The organism is Halomonas chromatireducens (assembly GCF_001545155.1).
Lineage (GTDB): Bacteria > Pseudomonadota > Gammaproteobacteria > Pseudomonadales > Halomonadaceae > Halomonas > Halomonas chromatireducens.
Map to the genome: position 1 here is coordinate 1,904,788 of NZ_CP014226.1, position 26,412 is coordinate 1,931,199.

Annotated in this window: 22 protein-coding genes and 2 pseudogenes; 10 read left to right on the forward strand and 14 right to left on the reverse strand. The window is 63.8% G+C overall.

The window, feature by feature from the left end; genetic code table 11:
• Window positions 1-44: 44 nt before the first annotated feature.
• The gene (locus LOKO_RS08805) at window positions 45-767 is read left to right on the forward strand and encodes a FadR/GntR family transcriptional regulator (RefSeq protein ID WP_235588984.1); all 723 of its coding nucleotides are present in this window, start codon (window positions 45-47) and stop codon (window positions 765-767) included.
• A gap of 80 nt (window positions 768-847) precedes the next feature.
• Complete coding sequence (locus tag LOKO_RS08810; RefSeq protein ID WP_066447853.1) at window positions 848-2,131, forward strand: phospholipase D-like domain-containing protein; 1,284 nt, start codon at window positions 848-850, stop codon at window positions 2,129-2,131.
• A 207-nt stretch (window positions 2,132-2,338) separates the two neighbouring features.
• Here the strand turns inward: LOKO_RS08810 and LOKO_RS08815 are convergent, their stop codons facing one another.
• The gene (locus tag LOKO_RS08815; protein WP_066447855.1) at window positions 2,339-3,691 is read right to left on the reverse strand and encodes a NarK family nitrate/nitrite MFS transporter; all 1,353 of its coding nucleotides are present in this window, start codon (window positions 3,689-3,691) and stop codon (window positions 2,339-2,341) included.
• Between the two features lie 314 nt (window positions 3,692-4,005).
• Window positions 4,006-4,734, reverse strand: coding sequence for a murein L,D-transpeptidase catalytic domain family protein (locus LOKO_RS08820; protein WP_066447858.1), 729 nt, complete (start codon window positions 4,732-4,734; stop codon window positions 4,006-4,008).
• Window positions 4,735-4,947: 213 nt separating this feature from the next.
• Between LOKO_RS08820 and LOKO_RS08825 the strand changes: the two genes are divergently transcribed.
• Window positions 4,948-6,558, forward strand: coding sequence for a L,D-transpeptidase family protein (locus tag LOKO_RS08825; RefSeq protein ID WP_083517514.1), 1,611 nt, complete (start codon window positions 4,948-4,950; stop codon window positions 6,556-6,558).
• A gap of 28 nt (window positions 6,559-6,586) precedes the next feature.
• Here the strand turns inward: LOKO_RS08825 and LOKO_RS08830 are convergent, their stop codons facing one another.
• From LOKO_RS08830 to LOKO_RS08840, 3 genes are all read right to left on the reverse strand, one after another.
• Window positions 6,587-8,446 carry an ABC transporter ATP-binding protein gene (locus tag LOKO_RS08830; RefSeq protein ID WP_083517515.1) on the reverse strand — a complete coding sequence of 620 codons (1,860 nt, stop codon included), beginning with the start codon at window positions 8,444-8,446 and terminating at the stop codon, window positions 6,587-6,589.
• Between the two features lie 118 nt (window positions 8,447-8,564).
• A complete protein-coding gene (locus tag LOKO_RS08835) occupies window positions 8,565-10,307 on the reverse strand; it encodes a peptidoglycan DD-metalloendopeptidase family protein (protein ID WP_066447862.1) in 1,743 nt (580 codons plus the stop codon).
• A gap of 256 nt (window positions 10,308-10,563) precedes the next feature.
• On the reverse strand, window positions 10,564-11,415 hold the full coding sequence (locus tag LOKO_RS08840) for a pirin family protein (protein WP_066447865.1): 852 nt from the start codon (window positions 11,413-11,415) through the stop codon (window positions 10,564-10,566).
• Between the two features lie 97 nt (window positions 11,416-11,512).
• On the opposite strand from LOKO_RS08840, the gene LOKO_RS08845 reads away from it, so the two are divergent.
• Both LOKO_RS08845 and LOKO_RS08850 read left to right on the forward strand, forming a co-directional pair.
• Window positions 11,513-12,430 carry a LysR family transcriptional regulator gene (locus LOKO_RS08845; protein WP_066447868.1) on the forward strand — a complete coding sequence of 306 codons (918 nt, stop codon included), beginning with the start codon at window positions 11,513-11,515 and terminating at the stop codon, window positions 12,428-12,430.
• An 89-nt stretch (window positions 12,431-12,519) separates the two neighbouring features.
• Window positions 12,520-13,527: a glutathione S-transferase family protein gene (locus LOKO_RS08850; RefSeq protein WP_066447871.1), complete on the forward strand. Its 1,008-nt coding sequence runs from the start codon at window positions 12,520-12,522 to the stop codon at window positions 13,525-13,527.
• A 291-nt stretch (window positions 13,528-13,818) separates the two neighbouring features.
• On the opposite strand, the gene LOKO_RS08855 is transcribed toward LOKO_RS08850, so the two are convergent.
• On the reverse strand, window positions 13,819-14,268 hold the full coding sequence (locus LOKO_RS08855; protein WP_066447874.1) for a YaiI/YqxD family protein: 450 nt from the start codon (window positions 14,266-14,268) through the stop codon (window positions 13,819-13,821).
• A gap of 435 nt (window positions 14,269-14,703) precedes the next feature.
• Here LOKO_RS08855 and LOKO_RS08860 point away from each other — a divergent pair, with 435 nt between their 5' ends.
• Entirely contained in the window at window positions 14,704-16,407 is a 1,704-nt protein-coding gene (locus LOKO_RS08860; protein WP_066447876.1) for a DEAD/DEAH box helicase, read from the forward strand.
• An 84-nt stretch (window positions 16,408-16,491) separates the two neighbouring features.
• On the opposite strand, the gene LOKO_RS08865 is transcribed toward LOKO_RS08860, so the two are convergent.
• Both LOKO_RS08865 and LOKO_RS08870 read right to left on the reverse strand, forming a co-directional pair.
• Window positions 16,492-17,661 carry a fumarylacetoacetate hydrolase family protein gene (locus LOKO_RS08865; RefSeq protein WP_066447879.1) on the reverse strand — a complete coding sequence of 390 codons (1,170 nt, stop codon included), beginning with the start codon at window positions 17,659-17,661 and terminating at the stop codon, window positions 16,492-16,494.
• A 3-nt stretch (window positions 17,662-17,664) separates the two neighbouring features.
• A pseudogene (locus LOKO_RS08870) lies at window positions 17,665-18,057 on the reverse strand (aldehyde dehydrogenase (NADP(+))); the annotation flags it as partial.
• A gap of 3 nt (window positions 18,058-18,060) precedes the next feature.
• Between LOKO_RS08870 and LOKO_RS19375 the strand changes: the two are divergent.
• A pseudogene (locus LOKO_RS19375) lies at window positions 18,061-18,588 on the forward strand (high-affinity choline transporter BetT); the annotation flags it as partial.
• Window positions 18,589-18,644: 56 nt separating this feature from the next.
• On the opposite strand, the gene LOKO_RS08880 reads toward LOKO_RS19375, so the two are convergent.
• The 3 genes from LOKO_RS08880 to LOKO_RS08890 all read right to left on the reverse strand — a co-directional run bounded on the left by LOKO_RS08880 (window position 18,645) and on the right by LOKO_RS08890 (window position 20,557).
• Window positions 18,645-19,064 (reverse strand): secondary thiamine-phosphate synthase enzyme YjbQ, encoded by a 420-nt coding sequence (locus LOKO_RS08880; protein WP_066447891.1) that lies wholly within the window; start codon window positions 19,062-19,064, stop codon window positions 18,645-18,647.
• Window positions 19,065-19,196: 132 nt separating this feature from the next.
• Window positions 19,197-19,691 carry a cupin domain-containing protein gene (locus tag LOKO_RS08885; protein ID WP_201025378.1) on the reverse strand — a complete coding sequence of 165 codons (495 nt, stop codon included), beginning with the start codon at window positions 19,689-19,691 and terminating at the stop codon, window positions 19,197-19,199.
• A gap of 74 nt (window positions 19,692-19,765) precedes the next feature.
• Window positions 19,766-20,557: a methyltransferase domain-containing protein gene (locus LOKO_RS08890; protein ID WP_066447892.1), complete on the reverse strand. Its 792-nt coding sequence runs from the start codon at window positions 20,555-20,557 to the stop codon at window positions 19,766-19,768.
• Between the two features lie 191 nt (window positions 20,558-20,748).
• Here LOKO_RS08890 and LOKO_RS08895 point away from each other — a divergent pair, with 191 nt between their 5' ends.
• From LOKO_RS08895 to LOKO_RS08905, 3 genes are read left to right on the forward strand one after another with little or no spacing between them, the layout of a single operon-like run.
• Window positions 20,749-21,456 (forward strand): RNA polymerase sigma factor, encoded by a 708-nt coding sequence (locus LOKO_RS08895; protein WP_201025379.1) that lies wholly within the window; start codon window positions 20,749-20,751, stop codon window positions 21,454-21,456.
• Complete coding sequence (locus LOKO_RS08900; protein WP_066447898.1) at window positions 21,453-21,716, forward strand: anti-sigma factor family protein; 264 nt, start codon at window positions 21,453-21,455, stop codon at window positions 21,714-21,716. The genes LOKO_RS08895 and LOKO_RS08900 overlap by 4 nt, the downstream gene beginning before the upstream one ends.
• Window positions 21,717-21,734: 18 nt before the next feature.
• Entirely contained in the window at window positions 21,735-22,967 is a 1,233-nt protein-coding gene (locus tag LOKO_RS08905; RefSeq protein ID WP_066447902.1) for a MerC family mercury resistance protein, read from the forward strand.
• On the opposite strand, the gene LOKO_RS08910 is transcribed toward LOKO_RS08905, so the two are convergent.
• The 3 genes from LOKO_RS08910 to exaC all read right to left on the reverse strand — a co-directional run bounded on the left by LOKO_RS08910 (window position 22,930) and on the right by exaC (window position 26,366).
• On the reverse strand, window positions 22,930-23,562 hold the full coding sequence (locus LOKO_RS08910) for a methyltransferase domain-containing protein (protein ID WP_066447908.1): 633 nt from the start codon (window positions 23,560-23,562) through the stop codon (window positions 22,930-22,932). The two genes, LOKO_RS08905 and LOKO_RS08910, sit on opposite strands and share 38 nt — an antisense overlap.
• 125 nt (window positions 23,563-23,687) lie before the next feature.
• On the reverse strand, window positions 23,688-24,716 hold the full coding sequence (gene adhP / locus LOKO_RS08915) for an alcohol dehydrogenase AdhP (RefSeq protein WP_201025380.1): 1,029 nt from the start codon (window positions 24,714-24,716) through the stop codon (window positions 23,688-23,690).
• Window positions 24,717-24,845: 129 nt separating this feature from the next.
• Complete coding sequence (gene exaC / locus LOKO_RS08920) at window positions 24,846-26,366, reverse strand: acetaldehyde dehydrogenase ExaC (protein WP_066447910.1); 1,521 nt, start codon at window positions 26,364-26,366, stop codon at window positions 24,846-24,848.
• Window positions 26,367-26,412 lie beyond the last annotated feature (46 nt).

Genomic DNA, 26,412 nt, shown 5'->3' on the forward strand with positions numbered 1-26,412 from the left:
TCTCTACATTGGTAATCGGAATGGCGCGACATGAAGGACAGCCTGTGAGTGACAAGACCCTGGGCAAGGCGGTGCGTGCTGACGGTGCGCGATCCCTGGCTCGCTATCTGCAGCAGCAAATCGAGAGTGGCAGTTTCCCCGCGGGACACCGCTTGCCAACAGAGCGTGAGCTCAGTGAGCGCTTTGCCGCATCGCGTGGCGCGGTCAGGCGGGTGCTTGGCAACTTCAAGCAGCTGGGGTTGATCACCCAGGTCGTGGGCAGTGGCACCTTCGTCTCGGAAAGGGTCGGTGAGCTGGTTGTGCCACGCGATGAGCCACCGACTGAGGCTCGTTCAGTGGCTATCCAGACCAGTCCGGCACAACTGATGGAGGCGCGGCTGCTGATTGAGCCGCAGATGGTGGCACTAATCGTGCGCTACGCTACCGCATCCGACTTTGAGCGGATGGATGAGTGCATCGTCCGCTCGGAAGCCGCCACGGCTATCGAGGAGTTCGAGCACTGGGATGGGGCACTACACCAGGCGTTTGCCGAAGCTACTCACAACAGCTTCTTCCTGCGTATTCTTGAACTGACCAACGTGGTGCGTGAGGAGGGGGAGTGGGGCCGTCTGAAGCGAGTCTCGTTGACCCCGGAGCGGCGCAAGCGCTACGAGATGCAGCATCGTGCCATTGTCGCGGCACTGCGTGATCGCGATGAGGACACGGCTAGGGCGTTGCTCGAGGAGCATCTCAGGGAAGTGCAGAAGAACCTGTTCGGTAGAGACTGATCCGGGGGCGCCGAAACCCTCGCATTCTCCCTGGGTGCCTGCAATTATTGAGGCAATCTCATGAGGCAGGGAGCCCGTCTGTGAAACGTCGTACTCGCATCGTCGCCTATACGGCGGTGGTGGTAGCTGTGATCTTCAGCGTGGGTAGCGTACTGCTCTACAACGCCACGCCCAAGCCCAAGCGGCTGCTCGAAACCGTGGCAGTGGACTTTACTACCGGCGATGCGGACTTCCAGCGCAGCATGAACCTGATCTTCGAACAGCCGTTGGTAGCCGGTAACCGCATCGCGATGCTCGAGGACGGTGAGGCGATCTACGCCGACAAGCTCGAGTCCATCGATGCCGCCGAGGTATCGATTACCTTCGAGACCTTCGAGTTCTGGGGCGAGAAGGCCGCCGGCCCCTTCGTCGAGGCCCTGGTGGCGGCAGCCGAGCGTGGCGTCTCGGTACATGCACTGATTGACTATTACGGCTCCGTAGACGCAGAGGCGGATAAATTCGAGCGCATGCTGGATGCAGGCGTCGAGATGATCCGCTGGCGTAAACCTTCCTGGTATCAGCTGGCGCGTTTCAATCACCGCACCCACCGTAAACTGCTGGTGGTGGATGGTCGGACCGGTTTCATCGGCGGCGCCAATATCACCGACCGCTGGTTGCCCGACGAAGACGGCCAGGCCTATCGCGATCACCATTTTCGCGTCGAGGGACCGGTGGTGGGCAACATGCAAGCCGCCTTCGTCGATACCTGGCTGGATGCCAGTGGCCGGCTTCTGCTGGGCGATGTCTACTTTCCTGAACTGGAGGCGCAGGGCGAACTGGAGGCGCAGATGGTGACAAGCGCACCTCGCGAAGGTCGCCATCGTATGCGCAAGATGCTGATGGTGGCGATTGCCACGGCCGAGCAGCATATCTCTCTTGGCACGGCCTATTTTTATCCCGACGCCGAGTTTCTCGAGGCGCTGATCGACGCTCGCGATCGTGGCGTCGAAGTCAATATCCTGGTGCCCGGTGACAGTATCGATAAGGGCTTCGTGCGCCACGCCTCGGTCAACCGCTGGCGGCCGATGCTCGAGTCGGGTGTAGCAATCTATGAGTACCAACCCTCGATGTACCATGCCAAGTTGGTCAGCATTGACGATCGCTGGGCCAGCATCGGTTCCACCAACCTCGATAACCGCTCCTTTCGCATCAATGCCGAGGGCAACCTGAATGTCTTCGATGAGGGTTTTGCCCGGGATATCCGTGAGCTGATCGAGGCGGATATCCGCCACGCCGAACGCTATGAACTTGAGCGCTGGGAGAGCCGCCCCTGGCACAAGCGTCTGGCCGGCTGGATCAGCATGCTGGCTGGAGCGCACTTCTGATGCTTGGCGGGTATCTCTGATGCTGAAGGAGGCTGAGTCGCTGCCAAAAGGCCTACCGCCACGTGAAGGTGACGGTAGGTCGAAGGTTGCCAGCAGCAGGTGAGGTCTGGCCTCGGCCCTAGCAGTGCCGGTGATGGCGTGTTTGCCGCGCCGCTCCGCAAGCGACGGCCGGGTGGGGCGAGTCCCCAGCTGTGTGGTGCCGATGGCTCAGCGTAGCGACAGGGCACCGGCGCCGGTGTCTTCGCCCACGGCATCCTGGTAGGCCTTGGCCTCCTCGGCCTCCGTCTCCGGGGAGAAGCGCACCAGAAGGGCGCAGGAGGCCAGCACCAGCACGGTCAGGCCCAGGTAGAACAACCCTTGTTGATAGGTGATCGCTTCCGAACGGAACAGGAAGGCAGCCGCCACGGCGCCCACGTTGCCGCCGGCACCGACGATGCCGGCCACCGCGCCCAGAGCCTTCTTGTTGATGAAGGGCACCACGCCATAGGTCGCACCCTCGGCCATCTGCACGAAGAGGCTGAATACCAGCATGATGCCGATGGCGTAGGAGAGGACATGCATCTGCGAGAAGGCGACCAGGGCGAGGCCTTCACAGATCAGGGCGATGAACAGCCAGCGTACTCTGCCCTTGAGACCGCCGTTCCTGGCGAACAGATCGGAGAAGATGCCGCCCATGGTGCGGGCGAATACGTTCATCAGCCCGAACAGCCCGGCGATCATGCCGGCGGTGGCCAGCGTCAGGTCGAAGTGATCGAAGAAGTAGATGGCGGCAATGTTGTTGATGGTCAACTCGACGCCGAAGCAGATGGCGTAGACCACGAACAGTGCCCATACGCGGATGTCCTTGGCGGCCGCCAGGAAGGTCTTGCCGGCACCGCTGTCGCCGTTGGCCTGGGGAAGCTCGCCCCGGGCGCGCAGGTCCTCGAAGTTGCCGTTGGGCGCATCCTGGGTAAAGCGGTAATAACAGATTCCGGTGACGAACAGCACCACGCCGGGCACCACCATGGCCAGGCGCCAGCCAAGCGTCTCGCTGACACCGAGCATCAGCAGGCCCGAGAAGATCAGCGGCATCAGGATCTGGGTGGTACCGCCACCCAGGTTGCCCCAGCCGGCGCTGGTAGCGTTGGCGGTGCCGACCACGTTGGGCGCGAACATCATGGTGGTGTGGTACTGGGTGATGACGAAGGAGGCGCCGATGGCACCGATCGCCAGGCGCGCCAGCAGAAAGGTCTCGAAACTGTTGGCGAAGCCGATACCCATCACCGGAATCGAGCCCAGGATCAGCAGGCCGGAGTAGGCCTTGCGCGGCCCGATGCGGTCGCATAGCACGCCGATCAACAAGCGCACGATCACGGTGATGGCAACCGAGGCGATAATGGTGTTGCCGATCTGGGTCTGGGTGAGGGAGAGATCTTCACGGACCACCGCCATCAGCGGGGCAATACCGAACCAGCCGAAGAAACAGATATGGAAGGCGAACCACGAGAAGTGAAACGCCCGCATCTGCGGGGTACTGAAGTTCAACAGGCGAATCCTGTTGGCCTTGTTGAGGATTTCCATGGGTCAGGCCTCGCGCTTGATGGGTAGCGATTACGGAGAACGAGCCCTTCATCGTTGAAGGTCTGGTTCGACGCACTCGTACCCCGGAGAGCCTGGTCCACGCCTACCACTCTTTGATTTGCATCAAGCAATCAGCTTGCCATTGTTTTATTTTTCTTTTTATTTCATTTGTTTAATGGGTAAATATAGCTTTGCGGCAGCGGCGGGAACGGTAGTCGAAGAGAAAGTGTGGTGCAGTGCGAAAGGGGAAATGCCCCGCAATGGTGCCATCGGAGGCCTGTGCAAGCGATGGCAGCCGTAGGGGGCAATGGCGGTCAGTTCATGGCCAGCTGCTGGCTATCATTCTGACAGGCCAAAAAGGCGGAGCTCTCCAGCCACTCCGAGTCGGGGTAGTAGGCGAAGAGGTACTGGTCCTCCTTGATGCTGTCGATCAACGGGTAGGTGATTTCCTGCCGCACGGCGGGGCAGCCCTGGCTGCGCCCCAGCCGGCCGGTCTTCTCGATGAAGGCCTCGCTGACGTAGTCGGCGCCGTGGATGACGATGGCGCGCTGGTAGGCGAGGTCATTGATGCCTTCCTCAAGGCCTTCAAGGCGCAGCGAATAACCGTTGCGGCCGTAGTAGCTGTTCATGGTGCGAAACAGGCCCAGGCTCGACTGGTGGCTGCCGTAGACATTGGAAAAGACCTCGGCCATGGCATCCCCCGTGCCCTGGCCGTGAGAGACCAGTTCTTCGAACAACAGCCGCGACTCAGCAAGGTCAAAGACCCACAGGCGTGGCTCTGTCGAAGGGCGGGAAAAATCGATCACCGCCAGGCGCTCGGCATTCGGTTCGGCGCAGGCCAGGGCACTGGCGGCGAGGCGAAGCACATGGGGATCGGCGTCTGGCGCCAGCCGGGTCAGGGTAAACCCAAGGGGAGCCTCGTACTGCGGGTCGGTGAGCAGGGCCTGGGCCAGGAAACCGCCGGCCTGAGCGACAGGCGCGGCGAAAAGCAGGGTGGCAAGCGCGGTGCAGGAGAGTCGTGATAGCGTGGGGTGTCGAGTCATGGCAAGCCTGTATGCAACTCGTCGGGTCCTGTCGCGCAATGCCATCGGCGACATGACCCGGGCAGAGGGTACGGAGCCAGCATCCGTGAGCTCCGGATAAAGACACTATTATGAAGGCATGGGCCAGGAAGGCCAGGGCGTCTATCAACGGATCAGGGGTGCATCATGCGGGTATTTGTCACGATCGGGTTTGTACTGGCTCTTGTGTCAGGAATGGCGTCAGGCGGCCAGGTCGAGGCGCCGACGAACGCCAGGGAGGGTGCCGGTGATGTCGCGCAAGCCATCACCCGTCTGGTCGATGGTGAGGAGGATGCCCTGCAGGCCTTCTACGACGCTCGCGGCCATCGCCCGGCCTGGCAGGATGGCGAGACGGTGGCGGCCTTTGCCGCGGCGCTGCATACGCTGGATAGCGATGGCCTCACGCCCCAGGACTATCAGGCTGATAACCTGGTGGCTGCCCATCGCCAGGCCTATGCCGAAGGGGATAGCGATGGGGGGAACGATGCGGGCAACGATGGGGGCATCGAGAGACAGGCGCGATTCGACCTGCATGCCAGCCAGATGCTGCTGACGGCACTCACGCATCTGCAGCGGGGCAAGGTGGATCCACGCAGTATTGATCCCGATTGGGAGATTCCCATCGTGGATGCCGAGCTGGACCCTGCGGCCATCTCCCGTGCGGTGGATGCCCAGCGCTTCGAGCAGGCCTTTTCCGAGGCGCGTCCCGCCTACGCGCCCTATGAGCGCCTTCGCGCTGGCCTGGCCCGGTATCGAACGCTGGAGCGACTGGGCGGATGGGAAAGCCTGCCTGCACGCGAGCGGGCTCTGCGCCCGGGCGATATCGACGACGATGTCGTACTGCTGCGGGAGCGCCTGGCCATCATGGGCGAGGTCGAGCTCATGGCTGCTGCCATCGAGGCCTTCCCGGGGGCCGTGCTGGATGGGACCGACCCGCGGCGCTATGACGCCAAGCTCGAGGCGGCCGTGCGTCGCTTCCAGCGGCGCCATCTGCTGGAGGTGGATGGCATCGTCGGTGCCCAGACTCTGGCCGCTCTGAACGTGCCGGTGGAGGACCGCATCGATCAGATTCGCCTGAACATGGAGCGCGCCCGCTGGCTGTTGCATGGCCTGCCGGAATCCTTCGTGCTGGTGGATATCGCCGGCTATCGGCTCAGCTACATCCGCCCCAATGGTGAAATCTGGCGTTCGCGCATCGTGGTGGGGCGACCCTATCGACGCACACCGTCGCTGCGTTCCGAAATCACCCACATGACGGTCAACCCGACCTGGACGATTCCCCCGACGATCCTGCGTGAAGACGTGCTGCCCGCCGTTCGCCAAGACCTGGGCTACCTGTGGCGTGAGCGAATCCAGGTACTGAGCCCGTCCGGTGAACCGCTGGATCCCTGGGAGATCGACTGGTCGCGTCCGGGTAATGTGGTGCTACGCCAGGCTCCCGGGCCGCATAATGCGTTGGGCCAGGTGGTGATCCGTTTTCCCAATGACCATATGGTCTATCTGCACGATACGCCATCCCAAGGCCTCTTTTCGCGGGAGCAGCGCGCCGCCAGTTCCGGCTGCATTCGGGTGGAGAATATCGGCGAGTTCGCTCAGCTGCTGTTCGACGACACCGACAGCGGTCACGATGTGCGGGCGCAGATCGACCGCGGGGAGACCCGCAACGTGCGGCTTGCGAAGCGCATGCCGGTGATCCTGCACTACTGGACCGTGCATCCGTCCGAGGATGGCCAACTGGCCTTTCGACCCGATATCTACGAGCGCGACGCTGCGCTGCTGCAGGCGCTGGATCGGCCGTTATCGTAAAAACGACTCGCGGATGGAAAGTGCATCCTCAGCGATAGCCCTTGGCCTGAAGGCGGAACAGCCGGGCATAGCGGCCGTTGGCGGCCATCAGCGACTCGTGGTTGCCCTGCTCGATGATCTCGCCACCGTCGATGACCAGGATGTGGTCGGCGGCGCGCACGGTGGAGAAGCGGTGAGAGATGAGAATGGTCATCTTGTCCCGGCTGTGTTCGCGGAAGTCGTCGTAGACGGCGGCCTCGGCGGCGGCATCCATGGCGGCGGTGGGCTCGTCCAGCACCAGAATGTCGGCGCTCTCGCGCATATAGGCCCTGGAGAGGGCGATCTTCTGCCACTGGCCGCCGGAGAGCTCCTGGCCACCCTTGAACCAGCGCCCGAGCTGGGTGTGGTATCCCGCCGGCATCTCATTGATGAACCCCTCGGCAAGCCCGCGTCGGGCCGCCTGTTCCCAGCGGGCCTCGTCCTCGAAGGAGGCCACGTCGCCGGCGCCTAGGTTCTCGCCCACCTTCATCTGGTAGCGCACGAAGTCCTGGAAGATCACGCCGATGCGCCGGCGCAGGGTCTGGACGTCCCAGTCGCGCAGGTCGCTGCCGTCGAGCAGGATTCGCCCTTCACTGGGTTCGTAGAGTCGGGTCAGCAATTTGATCAGGGTCGTCTTGCCGGAGCCGTTGGCACCGACCAGGGCCAGGCTGCCGCCGGGCGTGACGTGCAGCGAGATGCGGGTCAGCGCCGGCTTGTCGGCGCCGGGGTAGGTGAAGCTGACGCTCTCGAAGCGGATCCCGTCGCCGGGAGTCACTCCCTCGGTCAAGGCGCCTTGCTCGGCGGCCACCGGCTGCTCCAGGTACTCGTAGAGGTTAGACAGGTAGAGATTGTCCTCGTACATGCCGCTGATCGAGGTGAGGCTGGCCGACAGCGCCGCCTGGCCCTGCTTGAAGACCATCAGGTACATGGTCATCTCGCCCAGGGTGAGCTGGCCGGTGACCGTTTCCACCACCACCCAGGCGTAGGCGCCGTAGAAGGCGGCCGTGCCCAGCAGGCCGAGCAGAAAGCCCCAGGTCTCCCGGCGTATCGTCAGGCGGCGGTCCTCGCCGTAGAGCGTGCCGAAGATCCTGCGGTAGCGATCGAGCAGCAGTGGCTCCAGCCCGAAGAGCTTGACCTCCTTGATGCTGTCCTCGCGGGCCAGGACAGTCTCGAGGTACATCTGCATTCGGGTCTGGGGCGATCGCCAGCGAAACAGCCGGAAGGCGTCGCCGGAAAACTTTGCCTCCGAGGCGAAGACCGGCAAGGCGCCGACAAGCAGGATCAGGATCGCCCAGGGCGAAAACTGCACCAGCAGCACGCCGAAACTCGCCAGGGAGATGGCGTTCTGCATCAAAGAAAAGGTCTTGTTGACCAGGCCGAGTGGACGAATGGAGGCCTCGCGCCGGGCCCGTGTCAGCTTGTCGTAGAACTCGGAGTCCTCGAACTGGGCAAGCGACAGGGTGCCCGCCTTCTCCAGGATCATCACATTGACCTTTTGGCCAAGCAGGGCACGCAGCAACGACTGCTGACCCGAGAGCCCGCGCTGGGCCATGGCGATGGCGGCGATGACGCCGGCTTCCGCCAGTACGTAGCGCAGCACCGGCCACCACTCGACCTCGCCGGTGTCGCGGTGGTGGGCCATGGCGTCGACGACCGAGTCGACGATAAGCTGGCCGATCCAGGCGGCAACGGCCGGCAATATTCCCGCCACCAGAGTGCAGACGGCCAGGCCCACCGTGAGCGGCCGTGAGGTCTGCCACACCAGGGCCAGCGCACGGCGGCTGTAGCGGAACACGCCAAAGAAGGTGCTCAGGCGATTGCCTGCGGGGGGCGGGGCCGGAATTGGGTTGCGCGAGTATGACGAGGACAAGCGGCGTCTCCGGAAGAGGGGCCTGCGCCAGCGTCCATTCTGGTCAGTCAGGTCTATCCTGAACGAGCCGACGCCCCACCGGTCGGCGGGGCGTCGGATAGGGCGGAGGCGTTTCGCCTCAGTCGGCGTCGCTGTCCTGCGCCTGAGCGACCACGGTGCCGGTTTCCCCGGAGCGCAGGACGGCCAGCAGCGGTTCGGCTTCCTGCTGGAAGGCCATCAGGCGCTCTCCCTCGAGGCTCTGGCTTTCCGGCAGCTCCACCTTCATGGCGTCGACGGCGGTGTTGTTGACGATGACCTCATAGTGCAGGTGAGGGCCGGTGCTGCGGCCGGTATTACCCGACAGTGCGATGCGCTCGCCCATCGTCACCCGGTCGCCGCGGCTTACCAGCGGGCGCGACAGGTGCAGGTAGCGGGTCCGGTAGCCGTTGTCATGACGAACCACTAGGTAGCGACCTGCCACCGGGTGATTGCCGACCTTCTCGACGCGACCGTCGGCCGGCGCCTGGACCGGCGTGCCCACCGGCATGGCCCAGTCTGTGCCCCGATGGGGGCTGACCCGCCCGGTGACCGGGTGAGTGCGCCGCGGGTTGAAGCTGGAGCTCATGCGGTAGCTGCCCTCGAAGGGGTAGCGGCTGAAGGCGGGGTCGAGGCTCTGGCCATCGGGGGTATAGTAATTGTTGTCGGCGCTGTTACGCACCAGGGTGAGGTCCATGCGCGCGCCCTCATACTGGATCGCCAGTATGCGGGAGTCGAAGCTGGCACCGTCGATGATGTCGGACTCCATCAGCACCTGGAACTCGTCACCGCGACGGGTGTCTCGCCGGAAGTCGAGCTTCTTCTCCAGCAACCGTGAGATCTGGGCGACTTCGGTACTGGAGAGGCCGGTGGCCTGGGCGGAGCGGGCAAAGCTGCCGCTGACGCTGCCGGCGAACAGTCGCTGTGTGGCCTCGCCGGCCCGCTCGATGGTGGCTACATCGAAGCCTTCCTCTTCGCGTTCCAACAGAAAGCCTTCGCGGGCATTCTTCATGACCCGCATGGACATCAGCCGATCCTGCTCATCCAACTGGTACTCGAAGGTGTTGCCGGCCCGCCAGTGGGTCAGGATTCGCTGGTCCGGCAGGCTTTCCAGCAGGCGGATTGCTTCGCTGTAGCCGAGGCCCAGCTCATTCTGGGCCAGCACGGCAAAGGTGTCGCCCTGCTGCACGGTATAGGTCCGCCACTCGGGCACGAAGGGCTCGTCGGCGGCCATTTCGTGATCGAAGACGATGGGTCCATCCTCGAAGAACGCCAGCTCCGCGTCGTCATACTCTTCGTAAGAGGTGGCGTCGGCGGCCAGCGCTTCGTCATCGGTGTAGGTATCGTCCAGCATGCCGCTGGCCAGGGTGCCGATGACCATGGCCATGTGCAGTGCGCCGGAGTCCAGAGCGGTGACCAGTTCGACGCTGGGGGCTTCCTGCGTGGTGGCGGCGACCGCCTCGTCCAGTTCGGCCTTCGGCGGCGAGGCAATAAGTTCGGGGGCGCCCTGGGCTTTGGGGATGCCGGCCAGTGCATCACCGTTGAGATCGATGATCTCGGTGGGTTTCAACTGGGAAAGTGGGATGTAACCGCGGGTAGCGTCGATGGCCTGGGTAGCGACTTCGATGGCATCGGCTACCGAGTAGCGGTCGCTGCTGAGCGAGGGGAGGCCGGGTTGGGCTTCGGGCGACATCGGATAGAGTACGGTTTCGGGTATCTGGCCCTGTCGCTGTGTGTTCTCGACGAGAGTGACAATCTTGTGTGCGCCCAGCACTGTGACCATGGTGGCAACGGGTAACAGTAATAGCTTATGCGTGCGGGGCAGCGAATGAAGGATTCGCAACATGGTGTTTGGCCATATAAATAAGTGACATGAATATAAAAAGGCATGGGAACCTTAACCCATGATATATGGCATGCCTAGACTGTAAGAATATACAGTTATGACCACCCCGGGAGAATTCTGACGTTCTCCCGGGTCATGTCTCTATTTTCGAACACCGTTCCTCAACATTTCCATTGAACGGTAACGGGGCAGAAAACACAAGCCCTGTCCGGCTAGCGTTCAAGCTGAGCGAATGAAGCTGGAGGGCTCTGCTGCATCAGGATGCGGTGAAGGTGCCATCGCGGTAGTCCGCCAGGGCCTGCTCGATCTCGTGGGGATGATTCATCACGAAGGGACCATAGTGGACGATGGGTTCGCGGTGGGGCGTGCCGGCCAGGATCAGGCACTGAGCGCCTCCCTCGCTCCGCAGAGCCAGCCGCTGCCCGTTGCCGAGGCGTGCCAGTTGTCCTGCCCCTACGGCCTCTCCGTCGATCATGAGCTCACCCTCGAAGACATAGACCGCCAGGGTTTCGTCGGCCATGATCAGGCTCAGCGTGCCTCCGGCAGAGAGTCGGGCATGGCCCACGGCACCCTTGCCTGCCAGGGAGTCAAGCGGTCCTTCCACGGCATTGCCGCCTTCGTTTTGCCAGCGGCCTCCCAGCGCAATCAGTTCAGCCCGATCGCCCTGGAGATGCGGCATTTCGTCACTACGAACGTCCCGGTAAGTGGCCGGACTGAGCTTGTCCCTGGCGGCCAGGTTGAGCCAGAGCTGGAAGCCGTGCAGGCCCTGGCTGTCGGTCAGTGGCATTTCTGAATGCACGATACCCCGCCCGGTATGCATCCACTGGGCATCGCCGGCGCGAATGGTGCTCGTATGGTCGAGATGATCCCCATGGGTCAGCCCCCCATGGAGGATATAGGTCAGGGTCTGGATGCCGCGATGGGGGTGAGGGGGGAAGCCGCCAATATAGTCGTCTGGGCTGTCGGAGCCCAATTCATCGAGCATGAGGAAAGGGTCGATGCCGCCACCGAAATCGTGGATGCGCTGTATCTTGACCCCATCGCCGTCCTGGCTGGGATGGCTGTGAATCAGGTTGGCGATGGTACGGTTCTCGAGGGGAGCGGCCATGGAAGTGGCTCCAGTGTCAGTATATAGCTGGCATTTTAAGCCGCTTGTTTCGAAAATTAAGCGCATAGTTTTGCCGCATTCATTCGAGGATATCGAAATGTCCCGCGTTACTCTGGCCCAATGGCAGATGCTGGCGGCGGTAGTGGACCACGGTGGGTTTGCGCGAGCTGCCGAAGTGGTACACAAGAGCCCGTCGACGCTCAATCATGCGGTGCATAAGCTGGAGCAGCAGCTTGGTGTACAGGTTCTCGAGCCGGTAGGGCGCCAAGTGAGGCTCACTGAAGCCGGTGAAATGCTGCTGCGCCGAGCGCGACAGCTGATCGAGAGCGCCGAGGCGCTGGAGGATGTGGCAGGGCGGCTGGCGGAAGGTCTTGAGGCGGAAGTGGTACTGGCAGTCGACCAGATATTTCCTCCCCAGGCCCTGGCTGTGGCGCTGCGACGCTTCTCTGCCGCCTATCCCCATGTGCGGGTTCAATTGCATGAGACGGTACTCAACGGGGGTATCGAGATGCTCTACGACGGCCGCGCTGACCTGGTTGTTTCCGGACTCGCCGCACAGGGGTTTCTTGGCGAACTGCTTGCCCCGGTGCGCTTCATCGCCGTGGCCCACCCGGAACATCCACTGCATTTGCTGGATCGACAGCTCGACCTGCGTGACCTGCTGCGCCACCGCCAACTGGTGGTGCGCGACTCGGCGCTTCGCCAGTCGATGGATGCCGGCTGGCTCAAGGCCGAGCAGCGCTGGACCGTTAGTCATCTCGAAACCTCGATCGACATGGTGCGGCGCGGCCTGGGTTTCGCCTGGTTGCCCGACACACGCATTATGCACGATATGGCGGCGGGCAAGGTGAAGGCGCTGCCCCTGGCCGCCGGTGGCGTTCGAGAAATTCCCGTTCAATTGATTTTTCGCGACCGGGATCGTGCCGGGCCGGCGACCCATGCCATGGCCGAAGTGCTTCATGGGGCGGTTGCCAGTGAATGTCCCGGTAGTAGCGGAGAGGTTCATTCGATTTAGTCGTATTGATGCGGCCAAAAACTGCACTTGAGCGCCGAGGAAATCGGCTTAATCTGATGGCAGACACATCATCTGACCGGGAGCTCATCATGGGGCTGTTGATCGACGGCAAGTGGCAAGACCAGTGGTACGACACCAAGAAGCATGGCGGCGAGTTCGTCAGGGAATCCGCCAAGCTTCGTGATTGGGTCACGGCGGATGGCGATGCGGGACCCGACGGGCAGCCGGGGCTTCCCGCCGAGGCAGGGCGCTATCATCTTTATGTGTCACTGGCCTGTCCCTGGGCCCACCGTACCCTGATCCTGCGCAAGCTCAAGGGGCTGGATTCGCTGATCGGCATGTCCTATGTCAGCCCCCTGATGCTGGACCAGGGCTGGACCTATGATGAGCAGGAAGGTTCGAGCGGCGACTCCGTCAACGGCGGCTCCTATCACCATCAGCTCTATACAATGACCGATTCTCGCTACACCGGGCGGGTGACGGTGCCGGCGCTTTGGGACAAGCGGGAAGGGCGCATCGTCAAAAATGAATCCGCCGAGCTGCTGCGCATGTTTAACGGTGCCTTCGATGATTTGACCGGCAACCGCCTGGATTTCTACCCGGCCAACTTGCGCGAGACCATCGATGCGGTCAACGACGATGTCTATGACCATATCAATAACGGTGTCTACAAGTCGGGCTTTGCCACCGAGCAGGCCGTGTACGAGAAGCACGTGCTGGCGCTGTTCGAGTCGCTGGATCGCATGGAGGAGAGACTTGCCGAGAATCGCTACCTGGCTGGCGAATGGCTCACCGAGGCCGATATTCGCCTGTTTACCACCCTGGTACGCTTCGATGCCGTCTATCACGGCCACTTCAAGTGCAACCTGCGCCGCATCGAGGACTACCCGAATCTCTCGAACTACCTGCGCGAGCTCTACCAGTGGCCGGGTATCGCCGACACGGTGGACTTCGGCCATATCAAGCGCCACTACTACTACAGCCACGACACCATCAACCCGACGCGCATCGTGCCGGCAGGCCCGCTGCTCGAGCTCGACCGTCCCCACGACCGGGACCGCCTGGCGGGGAAAGGGATCCGAAAAAAAGAGTCGTGATCTAAAGGTTCTCCAACAAACGCTTATCTCTCTTTTGGTCGAGAGGATCGCTGTTGGAGCGCTCGGTTCGGCGCTCCGAGTTCCCAGCGCGACTGGCGCCGCTAGGCGCCTTGGCGGAGGCTGCCGGAGTTGGCAACAACCGCGCCCATTGGCAACACCGCCGGGAGGCCTGCGCCTCCAGTCGTGATCTGAAGATACTCCAACAAATGCTTATTTCCCTTGGCCGAGAGGATCGCTGTCGGGCCGGAGTTGAAGCTTCCTCAACAAAAGGGGAAATCGCCTGCCCGTCCCTTACCGCTGCTTCGCCAGCCACCTGTCCAGCGCATTGGCGAACTCGCGCCGGTCGGTGTCGGAATAGCCCTTGGGGCCGCCGGTGTGTTCGCCGCTGGCGCGCAGGGTCTCCATGAAATCCCGCATCTGTACCCGCGCCTTGATATTGCCCTTGTCGAGCATCTCGCCACGGGTGGTCATGACCGCCGCCCCTTTTTCGATGGCCTCCAGGGCCAGCGGCAGGTCGGAGGTGAGCAGCAGGTCGCCGGGAGCGAGACGGGCGACGATCTCGTTGTCGGCGGCGTCGAAGCCATGGCTCACCGCAAGGGACTTGACGCAGCGCGAGGGCGGCAGCGGAATCGTGTGGTTGGCCACGAACCAGGTGGGGGTGTCGGTACGCTCGGCGGCGCGCACGATGATGTCTCGCGCCACCTTGGGACAGGCGTCGGCATCGACCCAAAGGGTTGGCATTGGCAGGCTCCTTGGATGAGAGTGACATGACCGTTAGCGTTGAAAGTACTGGCCAGGGGGAAGCACCGATGGTAGCATGCGCCCTCCTCGCATGTGCTGACCCCGCCATCATGACGATTCGCCGGTGCTGAAGTTGCCCGAGCCGAATCACCGAGACCTGCGGTTATCTACCGACAGTGTCCGAGATGTGAAGATGGAGCGCCACCAGATGCCGCCAACCGGCGACATCGGCGCAGAAAGGTCGCCTTAGCGGTTCGCAAGCCCCAGGGCGCGAACCGGATGCCAGGTGCGACCGGCGTCCCCGATACCGTGACTCGCTCTGCCCTTCGGCCAATGATGGCCCTCGACAAGCGCAGTGCGCCCGACCGTTCTATTGCGTCGGGGATGCCTCAATGTGATTTTGCCGGCCGCTGCCGGCCTACCAAGGTGTGATTGATGACCTCGACTTCTGTCGCTTCGCCGAGCTTCGGCGATCTTGCTCTGTTGCCTGCCGTTCTCTCCGCTGTGGAAACACTGGGCTACGAGACTCCTTCCCCGATCCAGCTGCAGACCATTCCTGCACTGCTGGAAGGGCGTGACATGCTGGGCCAGGCCCAGACCGGCACCGGCAAGACCGCTGCCTTTGCACTGCCGATTCTGTCCCGCCTGGAGCTGACTCGCCGTGAGCCTCAGGTGCTGGTAATGGCGCCGACCCGCGAGCTGGCTCAGCAGGTAGCCGTGTCGTTCAGCAAGTACGGCCAGAACCTCAAGGGCCTGGAAGTCGCCACCCTGTGTGGCGGCCAGGAATACCGTGAGCAGCTGGGTGCCCTGAAGCGTGGCGCCCAAGTGGTGGTCGGCACCCCCGGCCGCATCATCGACCACCTGGATCGCGGTAGCCTCAAGCTCGACGGCCTCTCTGCCCTGGTGCTCGACGAAGCCGACGAGATGCTGCGCATGGGCTTCATCGACGACGTCAAGCGTGTGGTCGCCGATACGCCCAAAGATGCCCAGCGGGTCTTCTTCTCGGCAACGCTTCCGACCGAGATCGAGCGCATCGTCAATCGCTACCTGGTCGATCCGGTCAAGGTCGTGATCGAAGCCAGCGTGGGCACTGCTGCCAGCATCGACCAGCGTCTGGTACGCGTCGAAGGTGGCGCCAAGCTGGAAGCGCTGTCGCGCATCCTCGAAGTCGAGCCGGTCGATGGCGCCATCGTCTTCGTGCGGACCCGTGCTGCCTGTACCACGCTGATGGAGCAACTCTCTGCCCGCGGCGTGAACGTGGCGAGCCTTTCCGGTGACCTGGACCAGAGCCTGCGCGAGCGCACCATCACCCGTCTCAAGCGCGGCAAGGTCGATGTGCTGATCGCCACCGACGTGGCCGCCCGCGGCCTCGACGTGTCGCGTATCACCCACGTCATCAACTATGACCTGCCCCAGGACAGCGAAGCCTATACCCACCGTATCGGTCGTACCGGCCGTGCGGGCCGTACCGGCATCGCGATCACCTTCGTCGGATCGCGCGAAATGCGCAAGGTGCGCTGGATGGAGCAGGCCACCGGTCAGCACATGGCTGATATGCCGATTCCCGACGAAGCCGCCATTCGCGCCCATCGGGATAATGCCTTCTTCCTGCGTACCCAGGGCGCCCTGACTGCCGGTGCCGAGGAGCAGCGTGCGCTGATCGAGCGCCTGGTCGCTGAAGGGCATGACCCCGTCGAGCTAGCCTGTGCCTTCGCCGCGATGGCTCGCGCCGACGAAGCGCCCATCGGCCGCATGCAGCCGCCGCGCAAGGAGCGTACCGAGCGCGATCCGCGTGACGGCAAGCCGGCGCGCCGCGAGCGTGGCCCCAGCGAAGGCATGACCCGCTACCGTGTCGCCGTGGGTCACAAGGATGGGGTCAAGCCGGGCCAACTGGTCGGTGCCCTGGCCAATGAAGGGGGCATCGAAGGTGCCCGCATCGGTCGCATCGACATTCGCAACGCCTTCTCCGTGGTGGAGTTGCCGAGCTCGCTGCCGGCCAGCATCCTCGAGAAGATGGCCCGTGCCCGTGTCGCCGGTCGCCCGCTGGAAATCAGTGAAGACGCCGGTGCCACTGCCGAGCGCGCCCCGCGTCGCCGCCAGGATGGGGATGCCCCGATTCGGCGTCGCAACACGGCGTAAGTCCCCATGATCGTCTAGGCGATTGAGGACGCAAAAACCCAGGCCGGGTAACCGGCCTGGGTTTTTTTGTGCCCGTGCCAGTCGCTAGCGCTGGTGCGCCAGCCACTGGCGAATGCCGAAGGTCCAGGGGGGCAGGGTGTCGCTATGGTCGACACGGTTGATCAGTGCGCCCAGCGCCGGCGTGGCGATGGTGACGGTGTCACCGATATGGTGAGTAAAGCCCTGGCCTTCGCCGTCGCGGTCCTGGATCGGCGAGAACATGGTGCCGAGGAACAGCATGAAGCCGTCCGGGTACTGATGGTGGGCACCGATGGTCTGACGGACCAGATCCAGCGGGTCGCGGCTGATTTCGCGCATGTCGCTCTCGCCTTCCAGCAGGAAGCCGTCGTCCTCACCCTCAATGCGTAGCAAGACCCGCGCCTGGCGCACACTGTCGAGGGTGAAACGTTCGTCGAACAGGCGGATGAAGGGGCCGATTGAGCAGGAGGCATTATTATCCTTGGCCTTGCCCAGCAGCAGGGCGCTGCGTCCCTCGATGTCGCGCAGGTTGACGTCATTGCCGAGAGTGGCGCCTTTCGGGGTTCCGATAGCATCCACCGCCAGCACGATCTCCGGCTCGGGATTATTCCACTTGGAGGCCGGGTGAAGCCCGACGTAAGCCCCAAAGCCGACTGACGAGAGGGGCTGGGCCTTGGTGAACACTTCGGCATCGGGACCGAGACCCACCTCCATGTACTGAGACCAGGCGCCGCGGGCCTGTAGGGCAGCCTTGAGCGCCATGGCTTCATCGGAACCCGGTGCAATGCGCGACAAGTCCTTGCCGATCATCTCATTCAGCTCGGCACGCAGCTGGCTGGCCCGGGTGGCATCGCCACCGGCCTGCTCCTCGATCACCCGCTCCAACAGGCTCACCGCAAAGGTGACGCCGCAGGCCTTTATGGCCTGCACATCGCAGGGTGCGAGCAGGTAAGGGGGCAACTGTGGTTCGGCCAGGGAGTTTGCCAGCAGGCTGGTTACGTTCCCCAGTGAGTCTCCTTCGACGCGCTGAGCAAAGTCGGCGGCATCGCCGCGGTCGAGTAGGTCGGCCATGCAGTTGCAGTGGGTGGAAATGTCGATCACTTTGCCCTGGCGAACTACCACCAGGGCAGGGCCGGGCGGTTTCGATCCCGCGGCTTCACGCCAGACGCGACCCACCAACAGGGCCTGATCGTGATCCTCGGGGAGATACTCGCTTGTCTTGTTTTCGTCGTTCACGTCTCATGCCTCACGTTTGCCATCAACCAGCCGGGACACGCCCCAGGGGTTGCCGTCCTTGAGCGGCTCAGGCAACAGGCCCTCCGGCAGCGCCTGGTAGCACACCGGGCGCAGGAAGCGGAAGATCGCCGCGCTGCCCACCGAGGTGGTGCGGGAGTCCGAGGTCGCCGGGTAGGGGCCGCCGTGGACCATGGCATGGCACACCTCCACGCCAGTGGGCCAGCCGTTAGCCAGAATCCGCCCCGCCTTGCGCTCGAGAATGGGTAGCAGGGCTTTCGCCGCAGCGAGATCGCCGTCGTCCATCTGCAGGGTGGCGGTGAGCTGGCCTTCGAGCTGGGCCGCCACGCGCTGCATTTCCTGCGCGTCCTGGCACGCGATCACCAGCGAAGTGGCGCCANGGGCAGCAAGGCCGATGCGCGTCGACAGGTGACCGGCACAGCGCCTGGCGGCGACTGGCGCGAGCGCCTGGACAGAGCACTCGACACCTCCAACCGTGCCGGTGCCGCCGCCACCATCGAGCATGCCATTCGCCCGGCGCTGACCCAGTTCACCCAGGAGCTGGAGAGCCGCGGCCAGACCGCCAACGTGACCGAGGAGCATCTCGAGGGCGAAGCCCTGCCGTGCCTGACGCTGCAGGTGGACCTGGGCGAGGCCGCCAGCTTCGTCTACCAGGTGTGTCCGCACCGCATGCGCACGCCGAGCTTCCTGCCGGCGGACGACGATTATTACGTGCGCCTTGACGTCTACCTGGCAGAAGGCGGCCTGGAGAAGGATCTCAACGGCTTTACCCGTGGCCAGGTCATTGCCGATGTGCTGTCGGAATACGAGCGCCACCTGCACTTCCTGGCACTCGCCGGCCAGGGCGGTTATGTACAGGCCATGCCTGGATCGGTAGGGGAACCGCCGCAGGATGCCAACCCCGCCTGAGGACACATAACACCTGCTACGGCGGCGCCCCAGGGCGCCGCCTTTTTTGTCTGGGCCTATTCTCCCTGCAGGGTGGCAATGAGCCGCCGCGACCCGCCGTGATCGCGATGTTCGCCGAGCCAGATGCCCTGCCAGGTCCCCAGCGCCAGGCGACCGTCGCGCACCGCCAAGTTGAGCTGGGTGCCGAGCAGGCTGGCGCAGACGTGGGCGGGCATGTCATCCGGACCCTCCAGGGTGTGGCGGAAATAGGGAAGATCCCCGGGGATGCGCTCGCGCAGGAAGGCATCCAGGTCATGGCGCACGTCCGGGTCAGCGTTCTCGTTGAGAGTCAGCGAGGCCGAGGTGTGCAGCAGCTGCAGGTGCAGCAGCCCGATCGATACCTCGGCCAGCCCGGACACACCCTCGGCTACCTCCCCGGTGATCAGGTGAAAGCCCCGCGAACGCGGGGCCAGTCGAAGCTCCCGTTGTTGCCACATAAAGCGCCCTCTCCAATCAGATAGTGTCCTCCGCCATGCTAACCTGCTGCAGCGCCATGACAAGCGCACCGCCTGCCAGTGCAGGCGGTGCGCTTGCTCTCGCCAGTTGCAAGGGTCAGCAATTGCGAGGGCTCAGTTGCGAGGGTCGTCCACCGGATCGATGTACTCGATGCCCCAGGGGCCTTCACCGTGCAGCTGGATGATTGTCTCTCCCTCGGCATAGCCGAACATGGCATCACCTGGCGCCATGATGGCGTAGCCTCCCACTGGCAGCTCCTGCGTGGCATCGGGATCGAACGTCTCGCCATGGGCGAAGTGCAAGGTGCCTTCGAGCACCGTGACCCGTTCGTAGGCTGGATGAACGTGCGGCTTTATCTCGTAGCCGTCTTCCAGTCGCAGGCGGAAGGTGAAGGGCTCCTCGGCCGAGAGGTCGCCTTCGATGATGGCGATCTCGGCCCCCTCACCCATGGAGCCCACCGGCCCCCAGGTCAAGTCGTCCGGCGTGCCCAGCACGTGGCCATCGCCATGGTAGGTCTCCGCCTGAAGCGCACCTGCTGCCAAGCCCAGCACAAGGGCCGCGGCGGTCAGGATGCCAGCCTTGTTGGTCATAACGTTGTGCTTGTTCATGTCACTGCTCCTCGGGTAAATCCTTTCTTGTCGGGAAATCACCGCTATTGTCGGTCAGTCACTGTCGTCGCACCTCACCGCTTGATCGCCAGCAGCGAGATGCTCTTGACCCCATAGGTACTGCTAGCCCCCTGGGCCGACTCGGTCAGGAAGCGGTACTCGGGGTGCTCGCGCCAGGCCTCGATGACAAGGCCAGCCGATTCGATGGCCGCACGATAGGCATCCTGCTGCAGGGCACCGCCGATGCAGGCGGCCCACAGGGTGGCGTTGCAGGAGACGCTCTCGGGAAGCGGTTTTTCGGTGACGATATCGGCCAGCGCCAGGCGTCCGCCGGGCTTCAGCACCCGCGCAGCCTCGGCGAAGACCCTTGGCTTGTCCGCCGACAGGTTGATGACGCCATTACTGATGACCGCATCGATACTGCCATCGGAGAAGGGCGGCGATTCGATATAGCCGGCGTGGAACTCGACGTTGGAGAAGCCCGCGTCCCCGGCCAGGCGGGTTGCCTTCTCCCGCTGTGCCGCGGTCATGTCGAGCCCCTCGACACGCCCCCCGGCGCCTACCGCCAGGGCGGCGATCAGGCTGTCCATGCCGGAGCCGCTGCCGAGGTCCAGCACCGACTCGCCGGGACGCAGCGCCACCAGATCGAAGAAGTGGCCGACACCGGCGAAGGAGCCGATGGCCGCGGCCGGAATCCGGTCGAGCGCCGCCGGGTCATAGCCCAGTCGTTCGGCCAGTCCACGGCCCATCTCGAAATGAAAGTCATGATCCGGTGTCTCTGCCACCTCGTGATACATCGCCTTGACCCGCTCCTCCAGCTCGCTTCGATTCACCGCGGCGGGTGTCGCTTGTGCGCTGATAGCCATGGTCGCTCTCCTCTTTGGCTGATTCGACACGACGTCGAGTCGTCGTGTGCCCCAAGGACGCACCGACGCCCGTCATTGTTCCCAGAGATGACCGCCGCTTGAAGCGGGAACCCTTGCGGCCCGTGCCGCGTCCTTGCCACAAACGCGATTTGCCCGCTGCCCTGGGACGTTCCATGCTCAAGAGGTGCCCAATGACCCGCACCAGCCAGCTCACCCGCCGCTCGACGGCATGGCTTGCTCCGTTTCGGCGGGTCGAACCGGGGGATGTCATGACATTCCGCGACGCCACCCATCGGCGGCAGTGGTTCGAACAGCGCCTGGAGCCCTTGATGGATCGGCTCTACGGAACGGCGCTGCGCCTGACCCGCAACCCCGACGATGCCGAGGATATCGTCGCCGAGGCAGTGGTCAGGGCCTGGACACGGCTCGACAAGCTGCGCGACCCTGAGCGCTTCGACGCCTGGCTGTTTCATATCCTGACAAACACCTTCATCAGCGAGTGGCGCCGACGTCAGAGTCGCCCCCGGGCCGCAGCCGATAGTGACACCGCTGCGCCGGACGATCTCGATGCCGACGGCTTCACCCTGTTCCAGCAGCTGCATCAGCCCTTCCTGCTCTGGTGGGGCAGCCTGGAGGATCAGTTCTTCAACAGCCTGCTCCAGGAGGAAATGCAGGAGGCGCTGGATGCGCTTCCCGACCCGTACCGGGTCACGATTGTGCTGGTTGAGGTGCAGGGTTATACGTATGAAGAGGTGTCCGGCCTGCTCGGTATTCCGCTGGGTACCGTCCGCTCACGGCTGAACCGGGCACGCTCGCTGCTGCAGAAACGGCTCTGGCAACAGGCCAAGGAAGTCGGTATGGCAGCCGGCCATACCGACAAGGGAGGGCAGAAGCCATGAGCCCGAGAGACTTGAGCTGCGAGGAGGTCATCGAGCGGCTCTTCGACTATCTCGACCGGGAGCTGGACCACCAGCAGACGGCCGAAATCGAGCGGCACCTGTCCCGCTGTCGCGACTGCTTCACGCGGGCCGAATTCGAAAAACGACTACGGGCCAGGGTGGCGGCATCCGGCACGGTCAAGGCACCGCCTCAGCTATATCGCCGCATCGGCAGCCTGCTGGACAGGTTCGACGATGACGAGCCGGACAGGTCCCACTGAGCCCGAAGGAGGTCCCTCATGGTGGCCCTACTGGGGTATTCACGACAGCAGATCGTCTCGGCGGTCCAGGACATGTACCCCGCCGTGGCCGAGGCGCCCGCCTCGCCCTTTCACTTTCCTGTCGGCGGTAAGGCCAGCGAACAGCTCGGCTATCCGGCGGAGTACACGGCCGAGCTGCCACCAGCGTTGCTCGGCTCCTTCGCCGGGGTCGGCTACCCCTTTCGGGCCGATGCCATCCGGCCCGGCGACACGGTTCTCGACATCGGCGCCGGTGCCGGCAACGACTCGCTGATTGCCAGTCGCATCGTCGGCCCCGCCGGTCGGGTGATCGCCCTTGACCTCACCGCCGCCATGACCCGCAAGCTCAAGCAATCCGCCGAACGCAGCGACACCGGCAATCTCGACGTGGTGCAGGCCTCGGCGGAACAGCTGCCGCTGCCCGATGCCAGCATCGACGCCATCACCAGCAACGGCGCCCTCAACCTGGTGCCGGACAAGCGGCGCGCCGTCGCCGAGATGTTTCGCGTCCTGCGTTCAAACGGTCGCCTGCAGCTTGCCGACGTGGTCATTCATCGTCCGGTCTCGGTGGACTGTCACGACGATCCGCGGCTATGGGTCGAATGCGTGGTGGGCGCCACGATAAGGGAGGACCTGATCGCGCTGTTCGAAGACGCCGGGTTCGAGGAGGTGGCGACGGTGGGCAGCCATGACTATTTCGCCCTGAGCCCCAGCGCCCAGACCCGGGAGGTTGCGGAGAGCTTCGGCGCCCACTCCATCGAACTCGGCATGCGCCGCGGCGAGCGGGCGCCCTCCCTGCCCCGCCAATGGTTGAGACGACTCGATCCGCGGCGCTGGCTGCTGCGACTTCGCCGCCGCGGCCTGCTGGGGCTGTCGGCACTGGGTCTCGCCCTGCTGAGTTGCTATGGCACCATGGCGCTGGTTGGCCTGCTGCCACTGCTGGGCATCGGCCTGGCGCTGCATGAGGGCGCCTGGGCCGGCACCATCGCCGCCTTCGTGCTGCTCACCCTGGTGGCGCTGGCCGGCGGCTACCGGTACCACCGCGCCATCAGCCCGACACTGCTGGCGGCAGCGGGCAGTGCGGCCGTTCTCTACGCCCTGTTCATCGATTACCGGGCGTGGGTGGAGCTGCTCGGCTTCGTGGTACTGGGCGGCGCGGCATTCTGGGATCTCCGCCAGCGACGACGACAGGAAATCAGGGTGCTGGGGCTGGATCAGCCCTCGGTCGAATGAAATGAGCCAGCTGGGTCGGCTGGCCCAGCTCGGGATGCCATTCGCCAATGCCCGACAAGGTCACGCGGTATCCATTGCGATGTGCGACACCCCAGGCCCAGTCACGAAAGCGGTCACGCGTCCATTCGAAACGGTGGTCAGGATCGCGAAACTCGCCACGAGCCAGCCCGAACAGCGGATTGTAGTCGTGGTTGGGTGTGGTCAGCACCAGCAGACCAGGCTGCAGTACCCCGAAAACGCATCGCTCCACCTGAGACAGGGTCTCCGGCGGCACGTGCTCGATGGTTTCCACCATCGCGGCGGCATCGAAGCCGACCAGTGACGCCTGAGGTTCAGCGTAGGAGCCGCATACCAGCCTCAGCCGCCCCTGCTCCGCCTCGGGCCAGTCACCCAGTCGCAGCTGCGCCTGAGCCAGCAGCTCGCCAGACTGCTCCAGCCCCACCAGGGTCTCGAACTGGGGTTCGTGCAGCAGATACAGAAGCAGCGTGCCGGTGCCACACCCCAGATCCAGCACCCGGCGCGCACCGCTGGCACGCAACTGGCCGGCAACGTGCTGCAGGCGTTGCTGATGCAGGTCCAGATCCTCGAGGTCCATGTCGACGCTCCTTCTTTCGAAGCGAGAAGCATGAAGCATAGCGCCGTATCGTTGTAGTGAAGAAAAAAAAACGCGGCAATAGCCGCGCCTGAAAATCGCCGCTACGGGCGACGAGAGAGCAACGCTCAGCTTGCCATGTCCAGCACCACGCGCCCCTCGATCTTGCCGTCGATCATGCGCTGGAAGACGTCGTTGATGTTCTCCAGGCGGTCGGTGCTTACCGTGGCCTTGACCTTGCCTTCTCCAGCGAAATCCAGCGACTCCTGAAGGTCCTGGCGGGTACCGACGATGGAGCCACGGATGGTGATACCGTTGAGCACGGTTTCGAAGATCGGCAGGGGGAAATCACCGGGTGGCAGGCCATTGAGAACCAGGGTGCCTCCCCGACGCAACATGCCCTGGGCCTGATCGAAGGCCTTGGGCGATACTGCCGTCACCAGGGCTCCATGCGCACCACCGATTGCCTGCTTGAGGTAGGTGGCGGGATCGGTCTTGAGCGCATTGACCGTGACAGTCGCTCCCAAGCGTTCCGCCAGGGCCAGCTTGCCATCGTCGATATCCACCGCGGCCACGTTGAGCCCCATCGCCTTGGCATACTGGACTGCCATGTGGCCCAGGCCACCGATACCGGAGATCACCACCCACTGCCCCGGACGGGTATCGGTCATCTTCAGCCCCTTGTAGACCGTGACTCCCGCACATAGCACCGGGGCGACCTCGAGGAAATCGATGTTATCCGGCAATAACCCGACGAAGCCGGCATCCGCCAGGGTGTAGTCGGCAAAGCCGCCGTTGACCGAGTATCCCGTATTCTGCTGGGATTCACACAGCGTCTCCCAGCCACCCAGGCAGTGTTCACAGTAGCCGCAGGCTGAATAGAGCCAGGGCACGCCGACCCGGTCACCTTCCTTGACATGCTTGACCCCCTGGCCAACTGCCACGATATGGCCCACGCCCTCATGCCCCGGAATGAAGGGCGGGCTGGGCTTGACCGGCCAGTCGCCGTGGGCGGCATGCAGGTCGGTATGACATACCCCCGACGCGGCAACCTTGACCAGTATTTCACCAGCCTGCGGCCGCGGAACGTCGACCTCCTCGATGGCCAGCGGCTCGCCGAACTGACGCACCACGGCGGCTTTCATCGTCTTATCCATGTCATTATCTCCTGGGTAGACAGGCGGCATTCCGCCGCCCATGGTTTAGAGCATCGCCAGGGAAGAGGAGCGGTAAGCCGCTCTCGATATTTCGAGGGAGCCGCCCGGCAAGGCCGGGCGGCCTGTGGCTCAGAAGAAGCCGAGCGGGTTGATGTCGTAGCTGACCAGCAGGTTCTTGGTCTGCTGGTAGTGCTCGAGCGCCACCTTGTGAGTCTCGCGACCGACACCGGACTTCTTGTAGCCGCCGAAGGCGGCGTGTGCCGGGTACTGGTGGTAGCAGTTGGTCCAGACGCGGCCGGCCTGGATGCCACGGCCCATGCGGAAGGCGACATTGATGTCGCGACTCCACACCCCGGCGCCAAGGCCGAACTCGGTGTCGTTGGCAATGGCCAGCGCCTCGGCCTCGTCCTTGAAGGTGGTCACCGCCACCACCGGGCCGAAGATCTCCTCCTGGAAGACGCGCATCTGGTTGTTGCCCTTGAGTAGGGTCGGCTGAATGTAGTAGCCCTTGTCGTAGGCCGGATCGAAGCTAGCCTTGTCGCCGCCGGTAAGGAACTCGGCACCTTCCTCGCGGGCGATGTCCATGTAGGACATGATCTTGTCGAACTGCTCCTGGGAGGCCTGGGCGCCGACCTGCACGTCGGTGTCCAGCGGGTTGCCGCGCTTGATCGCCACGGTGCGCTCGATCACCTTGGCCATGAAGGCGTCGTACATGTCCTCCTGGATCAACGCTCGCGACGGGCAGGTACACACTTCGCCCTGGTTGAAGAAGGCCAGCACCAGGCCTTCCACCGCCTTGTCGATGAACTCGGGCTCGGCGTCCATGATGTCGGCGAAGTAGATGTTCGGCGACTTGCCACCCAGCTCCACGGTGGAGGGAATGATGTTCTCGGCGGCGCACTTGAGGATATGAGCACCCACCGGGGTGGAGCCGGTGAAGGCGATCTTGGCGATGCGCTTGCTGGTGGCGAGTGCCTGGCCGGCCTCGGCGCCATAGCCGTTGACCACGTTGACCACACCCGCCGGCAACAGGTCGCCAACCAGCTCCATCAGCTTGAGGATCGATGCCGGGGTCTGTTCGGCGGGCTTGAGCACCACACAGTTGCCGGCCGCCAGCGCAGGCGCCAGCTTCCAGACGGCCATCAGCAGCGGGAAGTTCCAGGGGATGATCTGGCCCACCACGCCCAGCGGCTCGTGGAAGTGATAGGAGACGGTATTGGCGTCGATGTCCGCCGCGGTGCCCTCCTGGGCGCGGATGCAGCCGGCGAAGTAACGGAAGTGGTCGACAGCCAGTGGCAGGTCGGCGTTGAGGGTCTCGCGCACCGCCTTGCCGTTGTCCCAGGTCTCGGCGACGGCCAGCATCTCCAGGTTCTGCTCGATGCGATCGGCGATCTTGAGCAGAATGTTGCTGCGCTCGGCGGCGGAGGTCTTGCCCCAGGCCGGCGCGGCGGCATGGGCGGCATCCAGTGCCTTCTCGATGTCCTCGGCGGTGGAACGCGGAATCTGGCAGAACACTTCGCCGTTGACCGGGCTGATGTTGTCGAAGTACTGGCCCTTCACCGGGGGCACGAACTCGCCGCCGATGAAATTGCCGTAGCGAGACTCGAAGGTGATGACGGAACCGGACTGACCGGGGTTGGCGTAAATCATGGCGTGACTCCTGACTGTTATCGTTATGGTTGAGTGACAACACCCA